Raw genomic sequence first — 22383 nt, 5'->3', positions numbered from 1 at the left:
CCGCGAGCCAGCGTAAGCCCATGGAAAGGAGGAACCGTTGCCACGCTATGAGCCTGAACCCCGGCCGTATGAGTTGATGGTGCTGTTCCGGCCTGATCTTGCGAGCGATGGTCTCGACGCGGCCGTCGAGCGCATTCAGCAACTGCTGACGTCTCTCGGCGGAACCGTCACGCAGATCAAGCGTGACACGCCGTGGGGGCGCCGGCGCCTAGCTTATCCTATTCAGCATTTTCAAGATGCGATTTATGTGCTCTATACGTTCACCTTCCCACCATCGAAGACTCGCGAGATCGAGCAAGAGTTACGGATCAATGAACAGGTGATTCGGTTCCTGCTCGTTCGTCAAGACAAATAGGTGGAGGTTACACGAGCGTGTCGGGCGTGCCGGGGCAGGGGAAAGGATAGAAGACAATGTCGCGGGGGCTCAATCGTATCCAGATTATCGGCAACCTCGGACGCGACCCGGAAATGCGCTATACCCCGAGTGGCACGCCGGTGACGGAGTTCAGCGTCGCGGTTAATCGGCGCCGCCGTGACGCTGAGGGCCAGTGGACTGATGAAACAGAATGGTTCCGGGTGATCTGCTGGAACCGTCTTGCTGAGATCTCGGACCAGATGCTGCGCAAAGGCGCGCGTGTCTATGTCGAGGGGCGCCTGCAGGTGCGGGCCTACCTTGACCGGATGAACCAGCCGCGAGCAGTGGCCGAGATCATCGCCAACAACGTGATCGTGCTCTCGTCCCGCAGTGACATGGCCGATATCGGCGATGAGACGGTATCAGGCCGCGATTGGGAGAGTGGGAATACTTTCCCAGGGGAGTACGGCGTAGCGCCAGGTGAAGAAGAAGATCTCGGAGACGTTCCCTTTTAGCAGACGTGTCGCGGAGGAGTTGGATAACGATGGTCGATGAACCGGTAACGCAGGAAGAGACGACAGCAACGGCGCAGGGAGCAGCCGAAGAAACGACGGCGCGCCGACCGACTGGGACAGCCCGCTATTACCCGCGCCGCAAGGTCTGCCCGTTCTGCGTCGAAGGGGTGAAGGTGATTGACTATAAGGATTTTGGACGCCTTCGCCGCTATATTTCACCGCATGCCAAGATTGAGCCTCGTCGCTCGACCGGTGTTTGCGCCAAGCACCAGCGACAGCTTGCGGTCGCTATCAAGCGTGCGCGCCATCTTGCCTTGTTGCCGTTCGTTGCCTAGGGTGAACGGCGCCGCAGGTGGACAACTGAGGAGGGGTTAGGAGCAAAGCATGCTTGACCGGATCCGGCGCCGGTTTAGAGGGGATCGTTTTGCCACCGAGCCTCAACGGCGCCGCACCCGTCGAGAGCGTGAACAAGCCCAGCAACGGCTGGTCATTCTGGTCACCGTTATTACGCTTGCCCTGGTCTTTGTCATTCTTGGCGTTGGCTCAGCGTATCAGTACCTCTATCTGCCCCGCCAAGTCCTGGTCGAGGTCAATGGCCAACAAATTACGCGGGGTGACTATTGGAAGATGCGCAAGCTGGTACTGCTCAACGAGATTGCCCAGTACCAGCAACTGGCAAGCCTTGTCTCAGGGCAGCAAAGCGTGCAGTATCAGCAGCTTGCCCAGCAAGCGCAGTCACAGCTCTCGACGGTCGAGCGTGATCCTGTCGATCGCTCAACGCTTGACCAGATGGTTGACGACCTCCTGATTGTCCAGCACATGGGCGACCTTGGGGTGACCATCTCTGATCAGGAAGTCGACCAGTATCTGCTCAGCTTCTTTGCTCCTGCCCCGCTCGCTTCCCCAACCCCCACCCTCGGCGTTGATGCGACAGCGGCCGCGTGGGCCACGGCGACCGCAACGGCAACAGTGCCGACACCGACCCCAACACCGTCTGCAACTGCCACAGCAACGCCGGCGAAAGCGAGCACGACGCCAACAGGGACGCCGGGTAGTACGCCAACACCAGCAGCGTCCGTGACGGCAACCCCTGCCACAACGACGCCGACCACGAGTGCCACACCGAGCGGTACACCGGCACCAACCAGTACACCAGGCACGCCGGTTCCAACAGCGACTCCAACGCCAACACTTTCTCCCGGCCAGGCTCAGGCAACAGCGACAGCCCAGCTTGGCCAGTATCAGCGCTCTGTGCTGAATCAGACCGGCATGTCACTTTCAGACTTCAAGCGCCTCTACGTTCGCCCGATGCTTGCGCGCGAGAAAGTGCAGCGGGTGCTCCAGGAACGTGTTCCCTTGCGTGCCGAGCAGATTCATGCGGCGCATATCCTCGTCTCAACGGAAGACGCCGCCAAAGCGATCATTACGCAACTGCAGCAGGGTGCTGATTTCGCTGATCTCGCCAAGCGGTTGAGCATCGATTCGACAACGGCGGTCAATGGTGGAGATCTCGGCTGGTTCCCGCGTGGCTATATGCCCAAGGCGTTTGACGATGTGGCATTCCAGTTGCAACCCGGACAGTTTGGCGGCCCAGTGAAGACTGAATATGGCTGGCACGTCATTAAGGTGCTGGAGCGCGAGGCTGATCGGCCGCTCAGCGTGAACATGCTCCAAGTCTTGCGAGATCGTCAGCTGCAGCAATGGCTTGATCAGCTCCATCAGCAGGCGAAGATTGTCTGGCACGCTGGCTTACAGCCGGCAGTGACGCCGTCGGTTCCGGCGCCCTTTGAACCACCGCCGGATGCGCCGCCGACGCCAACACCAACGCCGCTCCCAACACCGACGCCAGGCCCCACGCCTACCGGCACGCCACCAGTTCCTGCTGGCACGCCAGCGGCACAGGCGACGCCAACCCCATGACCGCTGGCGTGCGCTGCTCTACCATTAGAGGGAGCTGCGTGCGACGCGGAGTATGGGTAGATGAGGCGTAGGCCGCTATGGAGTCGAATGTAGCCGAAGAACAGCTCCGTCCTCCCCCGGTGCTTCATATGCGGGCGGCTCGATCCCGTGGCGTCCTCATCGCTGGCATGGTCGCCGCTATTCTCTTGGGTATTGGTGTTCTTGGCTTGTTGATCGCGTTTTCACCGGAACACTCCACCCTGATTCGCATCCTCATTGGTCTGGCGGCGATGGCAGCCGTCGGGGCAAGCGGATTCCTCGCCTATTTGCTCATTGGTTATTTTTCGATGCGCTATAGCATTGTTGGCCGAGAGCTCTGGATTCAGTGGGCGCATCAGCGGCACCGCGTGCCGATTGAGCGCATTACCTATGCGGGGCCAGCAGCACCCATCCTTGGGCTTGCGCGAAACCGCCGCCTGCGTTTCTGGCCTGGCTACTACGTGGATCAGCTTGATACTGCCTTAGGCACCGTGCATGTCGTTGCAACGCAGTCGCTGAGCCGTCAACTCCTTGTTTCGACGGATACGGCACATTTTGCTATTTCGCCGATGCATTCTGCTGAGTTCCTCGAGCAACTCACGCTTGCCCAACGCGCCGTCCAGCAAACCTGGTCGCCGCAGGCAGCGAAACGGCAGATAACCGGTTCGCTGCCACGGGTATCCCTCGAGGAGGCTCAGCCGCGCACGATGCGAAGCTCAGTCGCCTTGTTACGCAGGGCTCGGCCAATTTCTCACCTCCCGTCACCGGTGCAGGTCGTTCGCGATGACCCACTTCTGCGTACGTTCCTCATCCTCGCTGTCCTCCTCAATGTTGGCCTGATCCTCTTGTTGCTGATCGAGTACAATCGCCTGCCCCAGACGCTCGTGCTCCATTGGAATGCCAATGGCCTGCCCGACCGCATCGGCGATCGACAAGAGATCTGGATTTTGCCCATTATTACAACGTTGGTGACTGTGGCAAATCTGGTACTGGCCTGGGTGCTCTTTCAGATCGACCGCATGGCAGCTCGCTTTCTCGTCGGATTAACAAGCCTTGTTCATCTCGTCACCTGGGTGGCGTTATTTTCGGTCATTCGCGGATAATCCGCATTGACCGGCTCGCCGGTCAACCTGGCACAGGGGCGATAGGGGAGAGGCGATGGTGGCCAACCTGATTACCCTAGCCCGTGTTGCGTTGCTCTTTGTCGGCATCGCCATGCTCTACAGCTCGAGCTATACCGTCGTCCTCTTCGCGGTCGGGCTGCTGCTCATCGTCTTTGTTGGCGATGCTGTTGACGGGATTGTGGCACGACGCTCTGGGCAAGCGACCGCATTTGGCGCCATCCTCGATATTGCCGGTGATCGCGTCGTCGAAAATGCCCTCTGGATTGTGTTTGCCGACCTCGGGCTCATTGGTGTCTGGGCTCCGCTCTTGGTGGTAACGCGTGGGTTCCTGGTCGATGCACTACGGAGTGTTGCCCTCAACCAAGGCAAGACGCCATTTGGTGAACAGACGATGGCACGGACGACACTCACGCGGTTTTTGACAGCATCGCGGTTTATGCGTGCGCTCTATGGCGTGGCGAAGCTTTTGGCCTTCGCGTTTCTTTCTGGCCTGGTTGCTGCTCGGCATGCTCCATCGGGCAATGATCCGCTCCATGCGCTCTATACGGTTGCTGGCTTTACCACCGTCGGCTGGGTGACGGTCTATGTCACCCTTGCGCTCGTCGTCGTGCGCGGTTTGCCGGTGCTGGTCGATGCGTTGCCTTATATCCAGCACATCAATCGGGCTGATCCGCCGCAGTCCGAGAATCCAGCAGCATCGACGCGTCTCCGCTAGAATTGCAGTATGCCGGTGGAGGGCGGAGATGCAACACGAGAGAACAACAGAACACACCACACGAGCTGAGCGCGAGACGATGGGGCGGCTGGCGCAACTTATCAGCCGCTTCGCGGACATCATGCCGCTTCAGCCGGCGTATACGTTCGCGGACCGTGTCGGGGATCTCGCATACCATCTGTTGCCCCACTACCGGCAAAATGTGCTGCACAATGTCGCAACCGCATTTGATCTTTCGCTGAATAGCCCGGACGTTGAGCGTATTGCTCGGCAAATCTTTCGGACAAGTGCCCGTAACTTTCTCGATCTCCTGCGTGTTCCTTCCCTCTCCGATGCGGAAATTATTCGTTCCATCTGGGTTGATCCAGCGCAGTGGGCAACCGTTGAGTCCTTACAGCAGCAAGGTCGCGGTGCAGTTGTGGTAACTGCGCATCTTGGTGCGTTCGATTACGTTGGGCAATTACTGGCAGCGCGCCGCCTGCCGTTTGTTGCCCTTACAGCTCGAACCGTGCCTCATCTTGTCGATGCTGCGGTCTTGCAATTGCGAAGCAGCCGCGGCCTCCGCCTTGAACGCGTGTCACCAGTTGGCCTACGCCGTGCGATACAGGCCCTTCGCCGCGGTGAGTTTGTTGGTATGGTTGCCGATCATGATTTCAGTGGCCGCGGGGAACTGGTTCCCTTCTTTGGGAAGGCGACCATCTTACCGCTTGGGCCGGTGCGTTTGGCTCGCGCGGTGAATGCGCCAATTCTTGCCGCGTTCGCCCGCCGGCTTGCTCGTGGCTATCAGTTAATCATTGAGCCGCCATTTTACGTTGAACAAACAGCTGACGCACAGCGCGATTTGCGCAGAGCGCTTTTGCGGATTGCAACCATGCTCGAAGCCTCAATTCGCCAGACCCCAGGGCAGTGGGTCACATTTCAACGGGTTTGGCCTGAGCAGCGTCCGCAGTTTATGCCGATGCCTTTCGTCCTCGGCGAGACCGAGCGTTTCGCCCATTACTACTGACACGCTGCGCCTGCCGTTTGGTCTGGGCTTCACCCCAAAGGTCGTACGGCCCAGCTTCCGTAATCTGGACGGGGACGAATTCCCCAATCGGCCACGCGCCTGGAACAAAAACGAGGCCATCTACCTCGGGAGCATGGCGTGCGGCGCGACCGGCCGAGATGGGCTCGGTTGAGCCGTCTTCTGCCTCAAGCTCACCGACTCCCTCAATCAAGACCGGCAGAACTTGGCCGACCAGCGCCCGGTTCTTCCGAAGCGAGATCTGCTGTTGCAGTTCCATAATGGTTGCCCGGCGCGCTTCTGCGATATCCGGTGGGACCTGCTGCTCATGACGAGCGCTCGGCGTCAGGAGTTCGCGGGAGTAGGTGAAGACACCGACGTGATCGAAGGCAATTTCCTCCAAAAATGCACAGAGCCGTTCGAAGTGCTGCTCTGTTTCGCCAGGAAAGCCGACGATGACCGTCGTCCGGAGGGCGACGTTCGGTAAGCGCTCACGCGCATAGGCAAAGATACGCCGGTACTGATCGAGATTGCTCGGCCGCGCCATTGCTCGAAGAATCTCAGGATCAGCATGCTGAATCGGCATGTCGATGTAGGGGACACATGCCGGCACTTCGGCCATGGCGTCGATGACGCGGAAGATGAGTGGGCTCGGATAGAGATAGAGCAGCCGGAGCCAGGGCAACGCGGGAACTTGTTCCCCAATCAGCCGAAGGAGGCCAGCTAATCCATGCTGAATGCCAAGGTCAGCTCCATACCGGATCGTATCTTGCGAAACGAGGACGACCTCTTTCACGCCAGCGTCGACCAGCTCGCGAATCTCCCGCACAATCTCCATCGGGCGTTTGCTGGTCTGGCGTCCTTTGATCAAGGGGATCGTACAGAACGAGCAGGCGTGGTCGCAGCCGTCGGCGATCTTGACGTAGGCGCTGGGACGACGCGTCGGTGTCCGCTGGAAGGTAGTGACGAGGCCTGGACGCTCGTCTGCCGGTCGTGCCGGCGCAATCGGAATGTCCAAAAGTTGCCCAACGAGCTCAGTAATCTGTGGCCAGTTGCGCGTTGAGATCATCGCGTCAACAGCTGAGGGGATCTCTGCGCGATGTGCATCGAGGCTGACCATACAGCCGGCGGCGATCACGCGTTGGCCTGGACGCCGCCGCGCGAGCATCTCGTTAATGGCGGCGACTGATTCTGCTCGGGACGCGGCTAAAAACCCGCAGGTATTGACAATAATAACGTCAGCGTCTTCGGGGGTTGGTGACAACTGCAGCCCGCAGGCGCTCAACGCCTGAGCCATGCCTTCTGAATCGACTTGATTCTTTGCGCACCCGAGCGTGATGATATGAAAGCGCGCGTCCTGTTTGGCCACTCTCTGCTCCTTGCTTCTCTATCCTGCGGCGCTTTGGGCCGCATCGTATCGCGATGGAAGTATGCGCAACGCGAGACAATTGCGGCTAGGTACTAAGGAGGCTTCGGGAAATTGACCGGCGGAGCGTCCGTCTGCTATACTCGATGTTGCGCCTTTGAGTGTGGCGCAGTATGGGGCTGTAGCTCAGTGGGAGAGCACAACGCTGGCAGCGTTGGGGTCGGGGGTTCGAGTCCCCCCAGCTCCACAGGGGTTTATGCCGCACTCAAGGCGCACGCTCATACAAAGCATGATCGGCGTTGAAGAGGAGGAGTAGCGCGCGGGCGTCGTCAGCGAGCCAGGGAGGGGTGGGAGCCTGGTTGACCTGCCGCGCGTGAACTCGCCTCGGAGCTGAGTCTGCGAATCAGGAGCAGGCTCCGGATGCGCCCGTTAGCGCGCTTCGAGTGGGTCAGGAGCGCTCGCTTCTGACCAAGGAGGGTGGTACCACGGCAAGGCCCGTCCCTTCAGGGGGCGGGCCTTCTGGTCAAGTGCCTTACCTGACCGGGACAGGATCGAACGCCAGCGTCAGACGAAGGAGGCTGGACCATGGCAATCACCAAGCAGAATCGCCAGACTGAGCAGTATCATCCGCAAGCGATTGAGCCAAAATGGCAAAAAATTTGGGAAGAAACCGGGATTTATTCCTATACGGCTGAGGATCCCTCCCGTCCAAAGTGGTATCACCTCGTGATGTTCCCCTATCCGTCCGGGAATCTGCATATCGGTCACTGGTATTCCTATGCGCCCGCTGATGCCGCAGCACGGTATCGGCGCATGCGCGGGTACAACGTCCTCTTCCCCTTCGGCTTCGACGCGTTTGGGTTGCCTGCGGAGAATGCTGCGATCAAGCGCGGAATTCACCCGCGGATCTGGACCATGCAAAACATCGAGCGCATGAAGCAGCAACTCCGCACCATGGGCGCAATGTTCGATTGGACCAAAGAAGTTATTACCTGTCAGCCGGAATACTACCGGTGGAACCAGTGGTTCTTCCTGCAGTTTTATAAGCGAGGGCTGGCCTATCGCGCGAAAGCTCCCGTCTGGTGGTGCCCGAACTGTCAAACAGTGCTGGCGAATGAGCAGGTCATTGCTGGCCGCTGCGAGCGCTGTGGGACGGAAGTCTACCGCCGCGACCTAGAGCAGTGGTTCTTGCGGATCACGGCATACGCCGAAGAGTTGCTGCGCTTCGATGGGATTGAGTGGCCCGAACAGGTCGTCACGATGCAGCGCAACTGGATCGGCCGCTCTGAAGGTGCACGCATCGTCTTCCGAACCGAGCATGGCGATCCGATCGAGGTGTTCACGACGCGGCCCGACACGCTCTGGGGCGCTACGTTCATGGTGTTGGCCCCCGAGCACCCGCTGGTTGAGAAACTCACCACTCCTGATCGTCGGGCTGAGGTCGAGGCCTATGTCCAGCAAGCTCGCCGTCGGAGTGACATTGAGCGCACATCGACTGAACGGGAAAAGACTGGTGTCTTTATCGGCGCCTACGCGATCAATCCGGTGAACCAGCAGCGTATCCCGATTTGGATTGCTGATTACGTGCTCATGGGGTATGGGACTGGCGCCATTATGGCTGTGCCGGCCCATGACCAACGCGACTTTGAATTTGCCCGCAAGTTCAACCTGCCAATTGTTGTAGTCATCCAGCCAGTGGATGCAACGCTTGATCCGGCGACGATGACCGAAGCGTATGACGGCGACGGTGTCATGGTCAATTCTGGCCCGTTTGATGGCACGCCAACGGCCCAGGGTGAAGCGATTCGGCGGGTGATCGATTGGCTTGAAGAGCAAGGCATCGGGAAGCGCGAGGTAACCTATCGCCTGCGCGACTGGCTCATTTCGCGCCAGCGCTATTGGGGGACGCCCATCCCGATCATTTACTGTGATGCCTGTGGCATTGTGCCCGTGCCAGAGGAACAGCTACCGGTTCTGCTTCCCGACGATGCCGAGTTTATGCCGACCGGCCAGTCGCCACTGGCCACGCACCCAACGTTTGTGCATACCACCTGCCCGCAGTGTGGGCGGCCAGCCCGCCGTGAAACTGATACAATGGACACCTTTGTCGATTCCTCCTGGTATTGGTATCGCTATCTCAGTCCACATTACGCCGATGGCCCGTTTGAGTCCGAGAAAGTCACCTACTGGACGCCTGTTGATCAATACACTGGTGGTATCGAGCACGCGATTCTGCATCTGCTCTATTCTCGCTTCTGGACGAAGGCGTTAGCCGACTTAGGCCTCGTCAACCACCGCGAGCCGTTTACTCGCCTGTTTAACCACGGTGTGATTCTGGGCGAAGACGGCGAGAAGATGTCGAAGAGTCGGGGAAACGTCATCGATCCCGATGACCTTGTTGCGCAAATGGGTGCCGACACCGTCCGACTGTACTTGATGTTCATCGGCCCCTGGAGCCAGGGCGGGCCGTGGAGTTCTCGGGGCGTTGCCGGCGTGCAACGCTTCCTCAACCGCGTGTGGGCGCTGACGACGGAGACCGCTGACATTGCGCCCGACTTGCCGGATGGGCAGGAAGCCCAGGGGCTGCGGCGCCTGCTGCACCGCACGATCAAGGCGGTTACCGAAGACTTTGAAACCTTCAGCTTTAATACGGCTATTGCTCGCATGATGGAACTGGTGAACGAGTTGTCGCGGTTGCGTGACACGGACGTCGTCCGGCAGCCAGCATGGCGCGAGGCAATTGAGACGCTCTTGCTCTTGCTTGCGCCTGCCGCACCGCACATTACCGAAGAACTCTGGGAACGACTGGGCAAGCCGTACAGCATTCACCAGCAGCCGTGGCCAACCTGGGATCCGGCGCTTGCTGCTGAAGAAATGGTGGAGATCGTTGTCCAGGTCAATGGCCGTGTGCGTGACCGATTGCTCGTGCCAGCGACGATTTCTGAAGCGGAGGTTGTGGAACAGGCAAAGGCGAGCGAGCGCGTTCGCCCGTACCTGGATAATCAGGACATTGAACGGGTCGTCTATGTCCCAGGACGGCTCGTCAACCTGGTCGTCCGCACGCCATAATCCTGTGCGGGCGTGACGATGTGCGAGCTTGGCTGCGCCTAGGCGTATCCGGCGAGATACGCCAGGTAAGCGCCAAGCTCGCGCACCATGTAGGCATATTCAACGCGCGAGCCGCGGCGAATTGGACTGGTTGGTGTTGGCGAGCTGCGAGCGGCAAATCCAAGGTCGTGGAGCATGCGCTTCGTTCGGAAGAGATGAAAGCCATCGCTGACGACGAGGAGGTGGCGCACACCCGCTCGGTGAAGCGGCTCCTTGGCCGCGACCAGGCTTTCCCAGGTATTGCGGCCATTAGGCACCACCAGCAAACTGCTCGGTGGAATCCCGAGATGCTCGAGGTAGATTGCGCCAACCTCAGCTTCCGTTGGCTCACTAGCGCTGGCTGTACCGCCGACGAGGACAATCCGTGGGGCAAAACCTGCTCGGAAGAGCGTTGCTGCATGATCAAGCCGAGCACGAAACGCGCTTGAAGGCCGTCCGCCATATTGTGCGGCACCGAGCACAATGATCGCGTCGGCTGGACCGCGTTCATCGGTTCGCGCATCGACATAAATTGCGAGAATCACGACGGCGAGTCCAACAGCGCTGGCAAGACCTCCGGTGAGCAGCAGCAGGCTCAGAATGCGCGTGAGGGAAAGGGGTTGTACCGTCCGACGCGTTGGGAATGTAACCTCTGTCACAGAACCTCCCACTGTTCTCCCCCGATTCTACTCATGGCACTGTCTCGGCATACTTAACAAGAAGGAGTGTGCGGTATGGAGCGTCAGGGCCGGCAACCCTCTCCCACAGGAATAAGCGGACGCATCACACGCCTCGTCCCGCGTGGCCGCACTGGTGAGCGCATTGCGATCTATCTCAATGACACGTTCGCTGGTGAGATCTCGGCTGAGGTTGCGGCCCAGCAAGGCTTGGCTGTCGGCCAGGAACTTGATGCAGCATCCTTTGCATCGCTTTTGCTGCGAGACGAACAGAAGCAAGCGCTTGACGCTGCGTTGCGGCTGATCGCTGCTCGCCCACGGAGTGCCCACGAGATTCGCCAACGCCTGCAGCGAAAAGGATTCTCAACGGAAGCCATTGATCAAGCCGTGGCGAAATTGCAGGAATGGCGGTATGTGGATGATGCCACATTTGCAACCCTCTGGGTGCAAAGCCGCCAGCAGGCACGTGGACGGCGGCGGCTGCTCCAGGAGTTACGCGAGAAGGGGGTTGCGCCCGAGCTTGCCGAAGCGGTCTTGCCAACTGCCGATGACGAACTTGCAGCAGCGCGGCAGTTTGTCGCCAAGCAGGCTCCCCGACTCACGCAGGTGCCGAAACGCGTCGCCCGACGACGCTTAGCGGGGATGCTCGAGCGGCGGGGGTTCTCCTGGCAGACGATCCGAACAGTGCTGCGCGAAGTTGGCATCGCTGAGACGCTCGATGACGAGCCGGAAACGTAGACTGCTTGCCCGGGTGAACGGACACTGTTATACTCAGATAGGCAGCTGGAAGTGCTCACTTCCAAACGCCCCTTCGATGAGCCGCTTGACGACCGCAGGTAGGTGGTGAATGGCGGAGATCAAGTGGTTTGGCCACGCGTGTGTCCGCATTCGTACTCGTGATCTTACTATCATCATCGATCCCGTCTCGCCAACAACTGGGTATCAAATGAGTCGCCAGCGGGCCGACGTGGTGGCCATTACGCACAATCATCCTGGGCATCGAGCCCTCGACCAGGTTCGTGAGCCCTATCACCTCCTCGAGGGGCCAGGTGAGTACGAAATTCGGGGGGCGTTTATCACCGGGATTCGCACCTTTCACGATGACGAGGGTGGCAAACGTCTCGGCAAGAACACGACGTATCTTTTTGAACTCGACGACCTGGTGATCTGTCACCTCGGTGATATCGGCCACGTCTTAACCGATGCTCAGGCCGAACAACTGAGTGTCGTTGATGTCTTGCTGGTACCCGTCGGCGGACCGCCAACGATCACACCACAGCAGGCGGTTGAAATTATCGGGCAGATTGAGCCTGCAGTCGTTGTGCCGTTGCAGTATCGCACTGAACGTGGTGATCACGATCGCGCGCCGCTTGATGCGTTTTTGCGTGAGGTGGGCGCAGCCGAAGTTGTGCCACGTGAGACGTTGACCATTCGCAAAAGTGACTTGGGCGACACCTTGCAAGTGGTCGTGCTCACACCAGGGGGCTAAGCGCCAACGCTCGGCTGGAGGTGCTGCGGATGCCGAAGTATATCTTCGTGACTGGCGGCGTTGTTTCCTCGGTAGGCAAGGGAATTACGACAGCAGCGATTGGTCGGCTGTTGAAAAGCCGCGGACTGCGTGTCGCACTCATGAAGCTCGATCCCTATTTGAACGTTGACCCAGGGACAATGTCGCCTTATCAGCATGGCGAAGTCTTCGTGACGGAAGATGGTGCGGAAACTGATCTTGATCTTGGTCACTACGAGCGCTTTACCGACGAAAACCTGAGCCGAGCCTCGAACGTGACCACTGGCCAGATCTATTCAGCGGTGATCGCAAAGGAGCGGCGTGGCGAGTACCTTGGTGGCACGGTTCAGGTCATTCCGCATGTCACCAACGAAATCAAAGCACGTATCCGCGCGGCTGCCGAAGCACACCAGCCTGATGTTGTCGTTGTTGAGGTCGGCGGTACGGTCGGCGATATCGAAGGGCAGCCGTTTCTTGAAGCGATCCGGCAGATGCGCCGCGAGGAAGGACGGCGCAACGTCCTCTACGTCCACGTCACGTTGCTCCCCTATATCAAGGCAACTGGGGAGGTCAAGACAAAGCCGACCCAGCACAGCGTCAAGGAATTGCGCGCCATTGGCATTCAACCCGACATCATCATCTGCCGCACCGATTACCCAGTCGATGATGGCGTTCGTGCAAAAGTCGCCCTCTTTGGGGATGTGCCGGAAGAAGCGGTCTTTCTCTTGCCAACTGCCGAGACAATCTATGAAGTGCCGCTCTTACTCGAAGCAGCAGGATTAGGGCAATATCTTTGCGAATCGCTCGGCTGGGGTGATCTGGTTCCTGACCTCACGCAATGGCGTGAGCTTGTAGCGCAGCTCAAGGCCGATGCCCCACGCGTTCGGATTGCGTTAGTGGGGAAGTATGTCGAATTACACGACGCGTATCTCAGCGTCGCCGAAGCGCTGACCCACGCTGGCCTTGCCCACGGCGTTCGCGTTGAGATTGTCTGGATCAATGCCACCACGGTGACGCGGACTGAACTGGAGCAAGCTCTTCGGCATGTTTCAGGCATTGTTGTGCCGGGCGGATTTGGCCCGCGCGGGGTAGAAGGGAAGATGCTTGCGGCGCGGTATGCGCGCGAACATGCTCTTCCCTATCTCGGCCTCTGCTATGGCTTGCATATGGCGGTTATCGAATTTGCGCGCAACGTCCTGGGCTTGACCGGGGCGAATAGCACGGAAATTGATCCGGAAACCCCTCACCCGGTTATTGACTTGATGCCGGATCAGCGAGGTGTTGATCTTGGCGGAACCATGCGCTTAGGAGCCTATCCCTGCTGCCTGGTGCCTGGAACCCGCGCGGCTGAAGCGTACGGCACCGCGCTGATCTCGGAGCGGCACCGCCATCGCTGGGAGGTGAACAACGCGTATCTCGAGCGGTTCCGCAACGCCGGGCTCATCGTCAGTGGCCATTCTCCCGATGGTCGGTATGTTGAAATCATGGAGCTGCGTGATCACCCCTGGTTCGTTGGGGTGCAGTTTCATCCGGAATTCAAGTCTCGTCCGACGCATCCGCACCCGCTCTTCCGCGCATTTATTGGCGCGGCAAAGCAGGTGTTGCGCGAGGGTGACCAGCGGCCGCTGCCGCTGCTTGCAGTTGAGCCGGTGCGCACAGAGTTGCAGCCGATCCGTGGTTTGTGATAGGATGCGCGATCGTGAGTGGATGGCGGCCGCCGCGCCGAAGCCCGCGTGATTGGCAGGCCATCGGGACGGCGACCGGACTCGGATTTTCGGTCGTCATCAGCCTGATCCTCTGTATTGGCGGCGGTGTCCTGCTCGACCAATGGCTCGGCACGGCCCCATGGCTCACACTGGTTGGCGTCGTGCTTGGCCTGGCAACGGCGGGGTACCTGCTCTATGAGCTGGTGAGCCTGGGCCGGCCAACTCGGCCAGGGAAGCGACGCGACGGCGGTCAGGGCTCATGAAGGAGTAGATGACTCCGTGGAGCTGCATATTGAAGTCGCCCCAGAAACGCTCTGGACGCTGCCCTTCCCGGGCGGTGAGTTGCGAATCACCAACTCCTTCCTCACAATGCTCGTTGTCATGGCCGTGCTTGTGCTTGGCGGTGCGCTGATTGCCCGCTCGGCAACACTTATCCCCGGTCGGCTCCAGTCAGTTGTTGAGATGGTGGTCGAATTTCTGCTGGGGGTTGTCGAGGGAAGTGCCGGGAAGCGCCTTGGTCGCCAAGTTTTCCCGCTGATCGGCAGTCTCTTTATCTTCATCATTGTGGCGAATTACACGGGGCTTCTGCCTGGTGTCGGTACGTTTGGTCTGAAGCGGGAGATTGCCGAGGCCGCAGGCCAGCACGGCGGCTCGACTGTTGCCATTGTCCCGCTCTTTCGCTCCCCAAGCGCTGACTTGAACATGACGCTTTCGATGGCGCTCTTGAGCTATCTCACGTTCCAAATCCTTGGCATTCGGAGTCAAGGCGTGCGTGGTCGGCTCAAGCATATGGCTACGCCATTTTTCATCTTCCCCATTGAAGTCATTAGTGAGCTTTCGCGTATCGTCTCGCTTGGCTTCCGTCTTTTCGGCAACATCTTCGCTGGCGAGACGCTCATGACGGTGATGTACGCCATTGCCAATGCCATCAAGATCACAGTTGTCGGGTTACTCGTTCCTGTCATCTTCCTCTACCTTGAAGTGCTCTTTGGATTTATTCAGGCACTCATCTTCTCGATCCTGACGCTGATTTACATTGTGCTGGCGGCTGGTGAAGCCCATGGCCATGGTGAAGCTGGGCATTGATTGCTGTTGTGATCGAGTGGGCGCGTGGTTTGTTTAGCGTGCGCAAGGGAATGGTGAAGGGAGGTTAAACCGGTGCTCTCCAATATTACGAATCCCGCAGTCGTCGTACCGCTTGCAGCGGCATTGGCGATTGGCCTCGGGGCGTTCGGTCCGGGTATTGGTATCGGTATTGCCGTCTATGGCGCGCTGAGCGCGATTGGCCGTAACCCGGAAGCTGCTGGTGCGGTGCAGCTGAACATGATCATCGGTGCGGCACTGGCTGAGGCAGTCGCAATCTACGCCTTCGTGATTGCGCTGATCATCGCATTCGTGCTCTAAACGTGGACGTGGTGGCGTGCCGGGAATTCTCGGCACGCCAATTTTCCATGCAGTACATGGCATTGCCTGCTATCCTCAATACCGGTGTGTACAGGAGGGGGCTGAAGGGAACGATATGGGCGCCCTTGGACTAAGCTGGGAAAACTTCCTCGTTCAACTCATTGCCTTCATCATCTTCGTTGTCCTCTTCTGGCGCTACGCCCTCGGTCCAATCACGCGGATGATCGATCAACGGCAGGCGCGGATTCGGGAGGGGCTCGAGGCTGCTGAGCGCATGAAGCGTGAGCTCGCCGAGGCCCAGGCGCGCAACGAAGAGATTTTGAATGAGGCGCGGCGTGAGGCACAGCGTATTGTCGCAAGTGCTCGCGAGAGCGCTGAGCAACTCATTGCCCGCGCTCGTGAAGAGGCTCAGCAGCAAGCGGCGCAGCTCATTGCGCAAGCCCAGGAAGCGATTGCTGCTGAGCGGCAACGGGCCTGGGATGAGCTGCGGCGCGATGTCGCTGACCTGGCGATTGCTGCGGCTTCGAAGATCATTCGCCAGCAACTGGATCGCGAGCATCAGCTTGCGTTGATCGAAGAGACGCTTGCCGAAGTCGCGAACGGGCGCGTACGGCGATAGGGGACGGGGCGGTCTATGCCAGTTGCAGGAATTGCCCGGCGGTACGCGCAGGCTGCCTTCGCAGTTGCGAAGGAGCATCGTGCTGTCGCTGAATGGCAGCGAGCGCTCGAAGCGTTTCGTGAAGCGCTTGCTGATGCCCAAACCCGCGAGTTTTTCGAGAGTCCTGCGATTCCACTTGATGCCAAAGTGCAGGTTCTCGACCGGCTTTTCCCAGCGCAGGAGCAGCGGTACGTTCGGAATCTCCTCGTACTGTTGCTCGAGCGCGGACGGTTGCACCAGCTTGACGATGTCATCACGGCATTTACCGATCTGGCCTTAGCTGATCAGGGCATTGTCCAGGCGACCATCACCACTGCGGTCGAGCTCGGGCCCAATGAGCAAGCGCAGGTGCAAGAACAGCTGGAAGCCTTGCTTGGTCATCGGCTTCAGATCACGTGGCAGGTCGATCCAGCGATTCTCGGTGGCGTCGTCATTCAGGTTGACGATCAAGTGATTGACGCGAGCATTCGGACACAACTCCAGCAACTCCATCGCCAACTCGTGACAGCTGGCGGGATACGCATCGCTGCTGATGGTCGCTCGGCGAACGCTGCAGAGCAGCCCTAACATCCAAGAGTAAGGAGGGCCTATGTCAGTCCGTGCAACGGAGATCACCGAAATTCTCAAACAGCAAATTGAGCAATACGGCTCCCAAATGGTCGTCTCAAGCGTTGGCCATGTGGTGCAAGTTGGCGACGGTATCGCCACTGTGCATGGCCTGCGCGATGTGATGGCTAGCGAGCTGGTCGAATTCACCCGAACGGGTGTAATCGGTATTGCCTTCAACCTGCAAGAAGACTCGGTTGGTGTCATCATCCTTGGCGACTACACCGGCATTGAAGAAGGCGACGAGGTCCGGACGACCGGTCGGATCGCCTCGGTTCCGGTTGGCCCGGCGTTGGTTGGGCGCGTGGTGAATGCGCTCGGTGAGCCAATTGATGGCAAGGGCCCAATTCAGACCGACAAATACCGGCCTATCGAGCGCATTGCTCCTGGCGTCGTTAAGCGCCAGAACGTCAATACGGCGCTGCAGACCGGAATTAAGGCGATTGACAGCATGATCCCGATCGGTCGTGGGCAGCGCGAGTTGATCATTGGCGACCGTCAGACGGGCAAGACCGCAATCGCGATTGACACCATCATTAATCAAAAGGGCCAGGGCGTGATCTGCATCTACGTTGCCATTGGCCAGAAGCGCGCACAGGTTGCCCAGACAGTCGCAACGCTTGAACGCTACGGTGCCATGGAGCACACGATCGTCGTTGCCGCGACTGCGTCTGATCCCGCCCCGCTTCAGTACATTGCGCCCTACGCTGGCTGTGCGATGGGCGAAGAGATTATGGAGAGCGGCGGGCACGCGCTGATTGTCTATGACGACTTGAGCAAGCATGCCTGGGCCTATCGCCAAGTCTCGCTGCTGATGCGGCGTCCGCCGGGGCGTGAAGCCTACCCGGGCGACATTTTCTACCTGCACTCGCGCTTGCTCGAGCGGGCAGCCCGGCTGCGCGATGACCTCGGCGGTGGAACGCTGACGGCGCTGCCGATCGTTGAGACGCAGGCAAATGACGTCTCGGCGTACATTCCGACTAACGTGATCTCCATTACTGACGGGCAGATCTACCTCGAGCCTGACCTCTTCTACGCCGGTATTCGCCCAGCGATTAACGTTGGCCTCTCGGTCTCGCGCGTCGGTGGTGATGCGCAAATCCGAGCCATGCGGCAGGTTGCTGGTCGTCTGCGCCTCGAGTTAGCGCAGTTCCGCTCGCTGGCAGCCTTCGCGCAGTTCGGTTCTGATCTCGACCCAGCCACCAAGCGCCAGATTGACCGCGGCCTCCGCTTGACGGAAATCCTGAAGCAGCCGCAGTATCAGCCGGTTCCGGTCGAGGAGCAGGTCGTGATCATCTGGGTGGCGACCAATGGCTACCTCGATGACATCCTGGTTGAGCACTGCCAGGAATTTGAGCGGCAATATCTCGAATACATGCGCACGAGTCATCCGGAGATTCTGCGGCGGATCGCGACTGAACGCGAGCTGAAGGACGACTTGATCCAGCAGCTACACACGGTGACGAAAGAGTTCAAGCAGGCAATCTGGACGCCGCCGCAGGCGCGCGTGACCGTGTAAGTGCCCGGGTCAGGGAGGGATTAGCATGGCCCAGGCGATTACGCCACGAGAAATACGCCGCCGCATTCGGAGTATTCGCAATACGGCGCAAATTACGCGCGCCATGGAGATGGTGTCGGCTTCCAAGATGCGGCGGGCCCAGCAAGCTGTGTTGGCTGCCCGCCCCTATGCTGACCGCATCCGGTTGATGCTGGCCGACTTGGCAGCGATTGCTGACCGTGCGGATCTGTTGCGCTCGTTCCCCTTGTTGAGCCGCCGGCCGATCCGGCGTGTCCAGGTCATCATGATCACGTCCGATCGCGGTCTCGCCGGGGCGCTCAACACGAACGTCATTCGCCGCGCGGTCGAATTTATGACGCATGAGCGTCCGGAGCGGCTGGAAGATTTTGAGATCGTGGCTGTTGGGCGCAAAGGGCGCGACTGGCTGGTTCGCTACGGCTGGCCGATGATCGCCGAGTTCACCAAAGTCGGCGATCGGCCATCGATCGAAGGCATTCGGCCGATCGCGGAGATCGCGACCCAGGACTTCATTGAGGGCAAGGTCGATGCCGTCTTCGTCGTCTACACGCACTTCATTAATACACTGCGGCAAGAGCCGCGAGTGATGCAGCTCTTGCCGATTGAGCCGCCAGCCGAGGCGCATGAGATCACGGATTACATCTTTGAGCCGAACCCGCAAGCGGTTCTGGAAGCGCTCTTGCCGCGCTTCATCGAAGTCCAGCTCTACCGCGCGTTGCTTGAAGCGGTTGCGAGTGAACATAGCGCGCGAATGGTTGCGATGCGCAACGCGACCGAGAACGCGCTCGAGCTCGTGCAAGAGTTGACCCTGACGTACAACAAGGCACGCCAAGCGCAGATCACTCGCGAAGTGACTGAAATTGCCGCGGGTGCGAATGCCCTTGGCAGCCTTGGATCCTAAGGGAGTATTGGAGGAGGCGGAACGCCAATGACGACCGCAGTTGCAACAGGCCGCATCGTGCAGATTCAAGGCGTCGTAGTCGACGTCGAATTCCCGCCGGGGCATCTGCCAGAGATTTATAACGCGCTCGTTGTTGAGCGCGAAGGACAAGAACCACTCGTTCTGGAAGTCCAGCAGCACCTTGGGAACGACTGGGTGCGTGCAGTGGCAATGTCGACGACCGACGGGTTACGTCGGGGTATGCCAGTCCGTGACACGGGCGGCCCGATTATGGTGCCCGTTGGCCCGGTGACGCTTGGACGAATCTTCAACGTCGTCGGCGAGCCGATCGACGAACAAGGGCCGATTCCACCAGACGCTGAGCGCTATCCGATCCATCGCCCTGCCCCGTCATTTGAGGAGCAGTCAACGGAGGTCGAGGTCTTTGAGACTGGCCTGAAAGTGATCGACCTCATCGCTCCGTTCACCAAGGGTGGGAAGACGGGGGTCTTCGGCGGCGCTGGCGTTGGCAAGACGGTTATCATCATGGAGCTGATCCGCAACATTGCCGCTGAGCACGGTGGGTACTCGGTCTTCTGTGGCGTCGGTGAGCGGACACGTGAAGGCACGCAGCTCTGGGGCGAGATGCACGAGTCGGGCGTCGTCGACAAGACGGTGCTTGTCTTCGGGCAGATGAACGAGCCACCTGGCGCGCGACTGCGTGTCGGCCTCACTGGCTTGACCATGGCGGAATACTTCCGCGATGAAGGCCGCGATGTGCTGCTCTTCATCGATAACATCTTCCGCTTTGTCCAGGCTGGTTCGGAAGTGTCGGCGCTCCTTGGCCGCATGCCGAGCGCTGTGGGGTATCAGCCGACCCTCGGTACGGACATGGGCCAGCTCCAGGAGCGGATTACTTCAACCAAGCGTGGCTCAATTACATCGGTGCAGGCGATCTACGTGCCTGCAGACGACTACACTGATCCCGCGCCAGCGACGACGTTCGCGCACCTCGATGCGACGATCGCGCTTGAGCGCTCAATTGCTGAGCAGGGCCTCTACCCGGCTGTCGACCCGCTGGCGTCGACGTCGCGCATCCTTGACCCGCGGGTGGTCGGCCAGGAGCACTATGAAGTGGCCCGCGAAGTGCAGCGCGTGCTCCAGCGCTATCGCGACCTGCAGGACATTATCGCCATCCTCGGTGTTGAAGAGTTGAGCGAGGAAGACAAGCTGATCGTCGCGCGAGCACGCAAGATTCAGCGCTTCCTCTCGCAGCCGATGTTCGTCGCTGAAGCCTTTACTGGCCGTCCCGGCCGCTATGTCCCGCGCCATGAGACTGTCCGCGGGTTCAAGGAGATTCTCGAGGGCAAGCACGATTCACTGCCCGAGCAGGCCTTCTACATGGTCGGGACGATCGACGAGGCGGTGGAACGCGCCGAAGAGATGGCTCGTCAAAGCTAGCCGGTAGGAGATGAGCGAGCCATGGCGAAACTACGCGTCGAGGTCATTACTGCCGAGCGCCTCGTCTACGAAGCCGACGACGTCGATATGGTCGTTGCCCCTGGCGCTGAAGGGATGCTCGGGATTCTGCCGCGGCATGCGCCCCTGATCTCCCTGCTCTCGATGGGGGAGATGCGGATCAAGAAAGGCGGCGCAGAGCAGTCGCTGGCGATCTTCGGGGGCTTCCTGGAAGTGGCCAACAACGTTGTGCGCGTTCTCGCCGATACGGCGGAGCGAGCCGAAGAGATCGACGAGGCACGCGCTGAAGAAGCCCGGCAGCGTGCGTTGGCTCGGCTTCGCGAGCGCACGACCGAGATTGACCGTGCGCGGGCAGAAGCGGCATTTCGCCGGGCAGTCGTGCGCTTAGAAGTGGCACGCAAGCGTCGGGGGCGGAGTGCTTCCCTGCGACAGGAGGAGTTCCCGGGCGCCGGTGAATAGCCACCGGCGCTCGCTTCTTTCGATCGATCTGATGAATGGACGCGGCAGCGGAGGCGGAAGTCGTGGCAGTAGTTGCAGCAGCGCGTGATTGCATCGTCGTACGTGGTCGGACGCGGTTGCATGGGCGTGTTGCCATTGGGGGTGCGAAGAACGCAGCGTTGCCGGCAATGGCAGCAGCGTTGCTGACGGAGGAAGAGTGCACGTTAGAAAACGTGCCCATCATCGAAGACGTGCTGGTCATGGTCGAACTCCTCCGCCAGCTCGGTGCAACGGTTGACCTCGACCCTGAGCAGCATCGTGTGCGGATCTGCGCTGCTACGATTCACGCGTTTGAAGCGCCGCCAGAGCTCGTGGCGCGCATGCGGGCTTCATTCTTAGTGACTGGCCCGCTCCTCGCTCGTTTTGGCTGCGCGCGTTCGATTCCACCCGGAGGGTGCCAGCTCGGTTCCCGGCCGGTCGATGTCGATCTCCGCGGTTTTGCCAAGCTCGGCGCGACGATTGAGCTCGTCGATGGCGCCTACGAAATGCGGGCTGGGCGCCTGCGCGGCAGTGAAATCTACATGGACTACCCAAGCAATACCGGCACCTACAACGTCCTGATGGCAGCCACGCTCGCGCAGGGGACGACGACCATCCTCAACGCCGCAGCTGAGCCAGAAATTGTGAACCTTGGCAACATCCTGCGCGATATGGGTGCCCGCATCCATGGCATTGGTACGCCGAAGCTCGTTGTGCAGGGGGTTGACCGGTTGCGCGGCTATCGTGCGTCGATCCTCCCTGATCGTCTCGAAGCCGGCACGATTGCCATTGCCGCCGCGATGACCGATGGCGAGGTGATTATTGATCACGTCGTCGAAGACGATATGGCGCCGTTGACCTACAAACTCCGGGAAACCGGTGCAGAAGTATGGTGGGCTGAATCGTCCATGCTGGTTCGTGGGACGGGACACCTGCGGGCAACGGAAATCCAGGCCCTGCCGTTCCCGGGCTTCCCAACGGACCTGCAAGCCGCCTTCGCCGCGTTGCTGACGCAGGCACATGGGCGGAGTCGAATCGTCGAGCGGATCTTCAACGATCGCTTACGCTATGCCGCCGAGTTGGCCAAGATGGGTGCACGGATTCAGGTGCTTGATAAACAAGAAGCCCTCATCGAAGGCCCGACGCCGCTCCATGGTGCACCGGTGCGAGCCCTCGATATTCGCAGCGGTGCCTGCCTCGTCCTGGCTGGACTCGTCGCTGACGGCGAAACTTGGATTCACGATGCCTATCACTTGCGTCGCGGCTACGAAGATCTGGTTGGCAAGCTTGCCTCACTCGGCGCCGACATCGGCTACGCCAACGACCTTGCCGCCTCATCCTGACGCTAG

Annotated in this window: 23 protein-coding genes, 1 tRNA gene and 1 other annotated feature; of the genes, 22 read left to right on the top strand and 2 right to left on the bottom strand. The window is 59.8% G+C overall.

Annotated elements, in window-relative coordinates; genetic code table 11:
* The first annotated feature begins 37 nt into the window (after positions 1-37).
* The 7 genes from rpsF (at position 38) to N675_RS11225 (ending at position 5653) form a co-directional block, all read left to right on the top strand.
* Positions 38-355: a 30S ribosomal protein S6 gene (gene rpsF, locus N675_RS11255; RefSeq protein ID WP_081887080.1), complete on the top strand. Its 318-nt coding sequence runs from the start codon at positions 38-40 to the stop codon at positions 353-355.
* A gap of 56 nt (positions 356-411) precedes the next feature.
* Entirely contained in the window at positions 412-870 is a 459-nt protein-coding gene (locus N675_RS11250; protein WP_038040016.1) for a single-stranded DNA-binding protein, read from the top strand.
* 29 nt (positions 871-899) lie between these two features.
* Positions 900-1205, top strand: coding sequence for a 30S ribosomal protein S18 (gene rpsR / locus N675_RS11245; RefSeq protein ID WP_038040015.1), 306 nt, complete (start codon positions 900-902; stop codon positions 1203-1205).
* Positions 1206-1254: 49 nt separating this feature from the next.
* Positions 1255-2790, top strand: a complete 1536-nt coding sequence (locus N675_RS11240; RefSeq protein ID WP_081887079.1) for a peptidylprolyl isomerase — start codon at positions 1255-1257, stop codon at positions 2788-2790.
* A 77-nt stretch (positions 2791-2867) separates the two neighbouring features.
* The gene (locus tag N675_RS11235) at positions 2868-3911 is read left to right on the top strand and encodes a DUF1648 domain-containing protein (RefSeq protein WP_038040014.1); all 1044 of its coding nucleotides are present in this window, start codon (positions 2868-2870) and stop codon (positions 3909-3911) included.
* Positions 3912-3966: 55 nt separating this feature from the next.
* On the top strand, positions 3967-4647 hold the full coding sequence (locus tag N675_RS11230) for a CDP-alcohol phosphatidyltransferase family protein (protein WP_231578025.1): 681 nt from the start codon (positions 3967-3969) through the stop codon (positions 4645-4647).
* Positions 4648-4675: 28 nt separating this feature from the next.
* Positions 4676-5653 carry a lysophospholipid acyltransferase family protein gene (locus N675_RS11225; protein WP_051914672.1) on the top strand — a complete coding sequence of 326 codons (978 nt, stop codon included), beginning with the start codon at positions 4676-4678 and terminating at the stop codon, positions 5651-5653.
* On the opposite strand, the gene rimO is transcribed toward N675_RS11225, so the two are convergent.
* Positions 5598-7019 (bottom strand): 30S ribosomal protein S12 methylthiotransferase RimO, encoded by a 1422-nt coding sequence (rimO, locus tag N675_RS11220; protein ID WP_038040011.1) that lies wholly within the window; start codon positions 7017-7019, stop codon positions 5598-5600. The two genes, N675_RS11225 and rimO, sit on opposite strands and share 56 nt — an antisense overlap.
* 172 nt (positions 7020-7191) lie before the next feature.
* Here rimO and N675_RS11215 point away from each other — a divergent pair.
* Positions 7192-7263: transfer RNA gene (locus tag N675_RS11215), tRNA-Ala, on the top strand.
* Between the two features lie 43 nt (positions 7264-7306).
* Positions 7307-7522 (top strand) — a binding site (T-box leader).
* 79 nt (positions 7523-7601) lie between these two features.
* Positions 7602-10085 (top strand): leucine--tRNA ligase, encoded by a 2484-nt coding sequence (gene leuS, locus N675_RS11210; RefSeq protein WP_038040009.1) that lies wholly within the window; start codon positions 7602-7604, stop codon positions 10083-10085.
* Positions 10086-10123: 38 nt separating this feature from the next.
* On the opposite strand, the gene N675_RS11205 is transcribed toward leuS, so the two are convergent.
* On the bottom strand, positions 10124-10762 hold the full coding sequence (locus N675_RS11205) for a YdcF family protein (protein ID WP_051914671.1): 639 nt from the start codon (positions 10760-10762) through the stop codon (positions 10124-10126).
* 75 nt (positions 10763-10837) lie between these two features.
* Between N675_RS11205 and N675_RS11200 the strand changes: the two genes are divergently transcribed.
* The 13 genes from N675_RS11200 (at position 10838) to murA (ending at position 22377) form a co-directional block, all read left to right on the top strand.
* Entirely contained in the window at positions 10838-11518 is a 681-nt protein-coding gene (locus N675_RS11200; protein WP_051914670.1) for a regulatory protein RecX, read from the top strand.
* A gap of 109 nt (positions 11519-11627) precedes the next feature.
* Positions 11628-12269, top strand: coding sequence for an MBL fold metallo-hydrolase (locus N675_RS11195; RefSeq protein WP_038040004.1), 642 nt, complete (start codon positions 11628-11630; stop codon positions 12267-12269).
* A gap of 29 nt (positions 12270-12298) precedes the next feature.
* Positions 12299-13972, top strand: a complete 1674-nt coding sequence (locus tag N675_RS11190; protein ID WP_038040002.1) for a CTP synthase — start codon at positions 12299-12301, stop codon at positions 13970-13972.
* 14 nt (positions 13973-13986) lie between these two features.
* Complete coding sequence (locus tag N675_RS11185; protein WP_038040000.1) at positions 13987-14256, top strand: AtpZ/AtpI family protein; 270 nt, start codon at positions 13987-13989, stop codon at positions 14254-14256.
* A gap of 16 nt (positions 14257-14272) precedes the next feature.
* The gene (gene atpB / locus N675_RS11180; RefSeq protein ID WP_051914669.1) at positions 14273-15079 is read left to right on the top strand and encodes a F0F1 ATP synthase subunit A; all 807 of its coding nucleotides are present in this window, start codon (positions 14273-14275) and stop codon (positions 15077-15079) included.
* Between the two features lie 72 nt (positions 15080-15151).
* Positions 15152-15397, top strand: a complete 246-nt coding sequence (atpE, locus tag N675_RS11175) for an ATP synthase F0 subunit C (protein ID WP_081887076.1) — start codon at positions 15152-15154, stop codon at positions 15395-15397.
* 115 nt (positions 15398-15512) lie between these two features.
* Complete coding sequence (atpF, locus tag N675_RS11170; RefSeq protein WP_038039998.1) at positions 15513-16016, top strand: F0F1 ATP synthase subunit B; 504 nt, start codon at positions 15513-15515, stop codon at positions 16014-16016.
* Positions 16017-16031: 15 nt separating this feature from the next.
* Entirely contained in the window at positions 16032-16622 is a 591-nt protein-coding gene (gene atpH, locus N675_RS11165; protein WP_051914668.1) for an ATP synthase F1 subunit delta, read from the top strand.
* Positions 16623-16644: 22 nt separating this feature from the next.
* The gene (gene atpA, locus N675_RS11160) at positions 16645-18180 is read left to right on the top strand and encodes a F0F1 ATP synthase subunit alpha (RefSeq protein WP_038039997.1); all 1536 of its coding nucleotides are present in this window, start codon (positions 16645-16647) and stop codon (positions 18178-18180) included.
* A gap of 25 nt (positions 18181-18205) precedes the next feature.
* Positions 18206-19099: a F0F1 ATP synthase subunit gamma gene (locus N675_RS11155; RefSeq protein ID WP_038039996.1), complete on the top strand. Its 894-nt coding sequence runs from the start codon at positions 18206-18208 to the stop codon at positions 19097-19099.
* A gap of 27 nt (positions 19100-19126) precedes the next feature.
* Positions 19127-20539: a F0F1 ATP synthase subunit beta gene (gene atpD / locus N675_RS11150; protein ID WP_038039993.1), complete on the top strand. Its 1413-nt coding sequence runs from the start codon at positions 19127-19129 to the stop codon at positions 20537-20539.
* 21 nt (positions 20540-20560) lie between these two features.
* Complete coding sequence (locus tag N675_RS11145; RefSeq protein ID WP_038039992.1) at positions 20561-21016, top strand: F0F1 ATP synthase subunit epsilon; 456 nt, start codon at positions 20561-20563, stop codon at positions 21014-21016.
* Between the two features lie 62 nt (positions 21017-21078).
* A complete protein-coding gene (gene murA, locus N675_RS11140; RefSeq protein WP_038040709.1) occupies positions 21079-22377 on the top strand; it encodes a UDP-N-acetylglucosamine 1-carboxyvinyltransferase in 1299 nt (432 codons plus the stop codon).
* Positions 22378-22383: the final 6 nt, after the last annotated feature.

Source organism: Thermorudis peleae (assembly GCF_000744775.1).
Lineage (GTDB): Bacteria > Chloroflexota > Chloroflexia > Thermomicrobiales > Thermomicrobiaceae > Thermorudis > Thermorudis peleae.
Note: the sequence above shows the minus strand (reverse complement) of the source record. Positions and strands in the feature narration are given on the sequence as shown.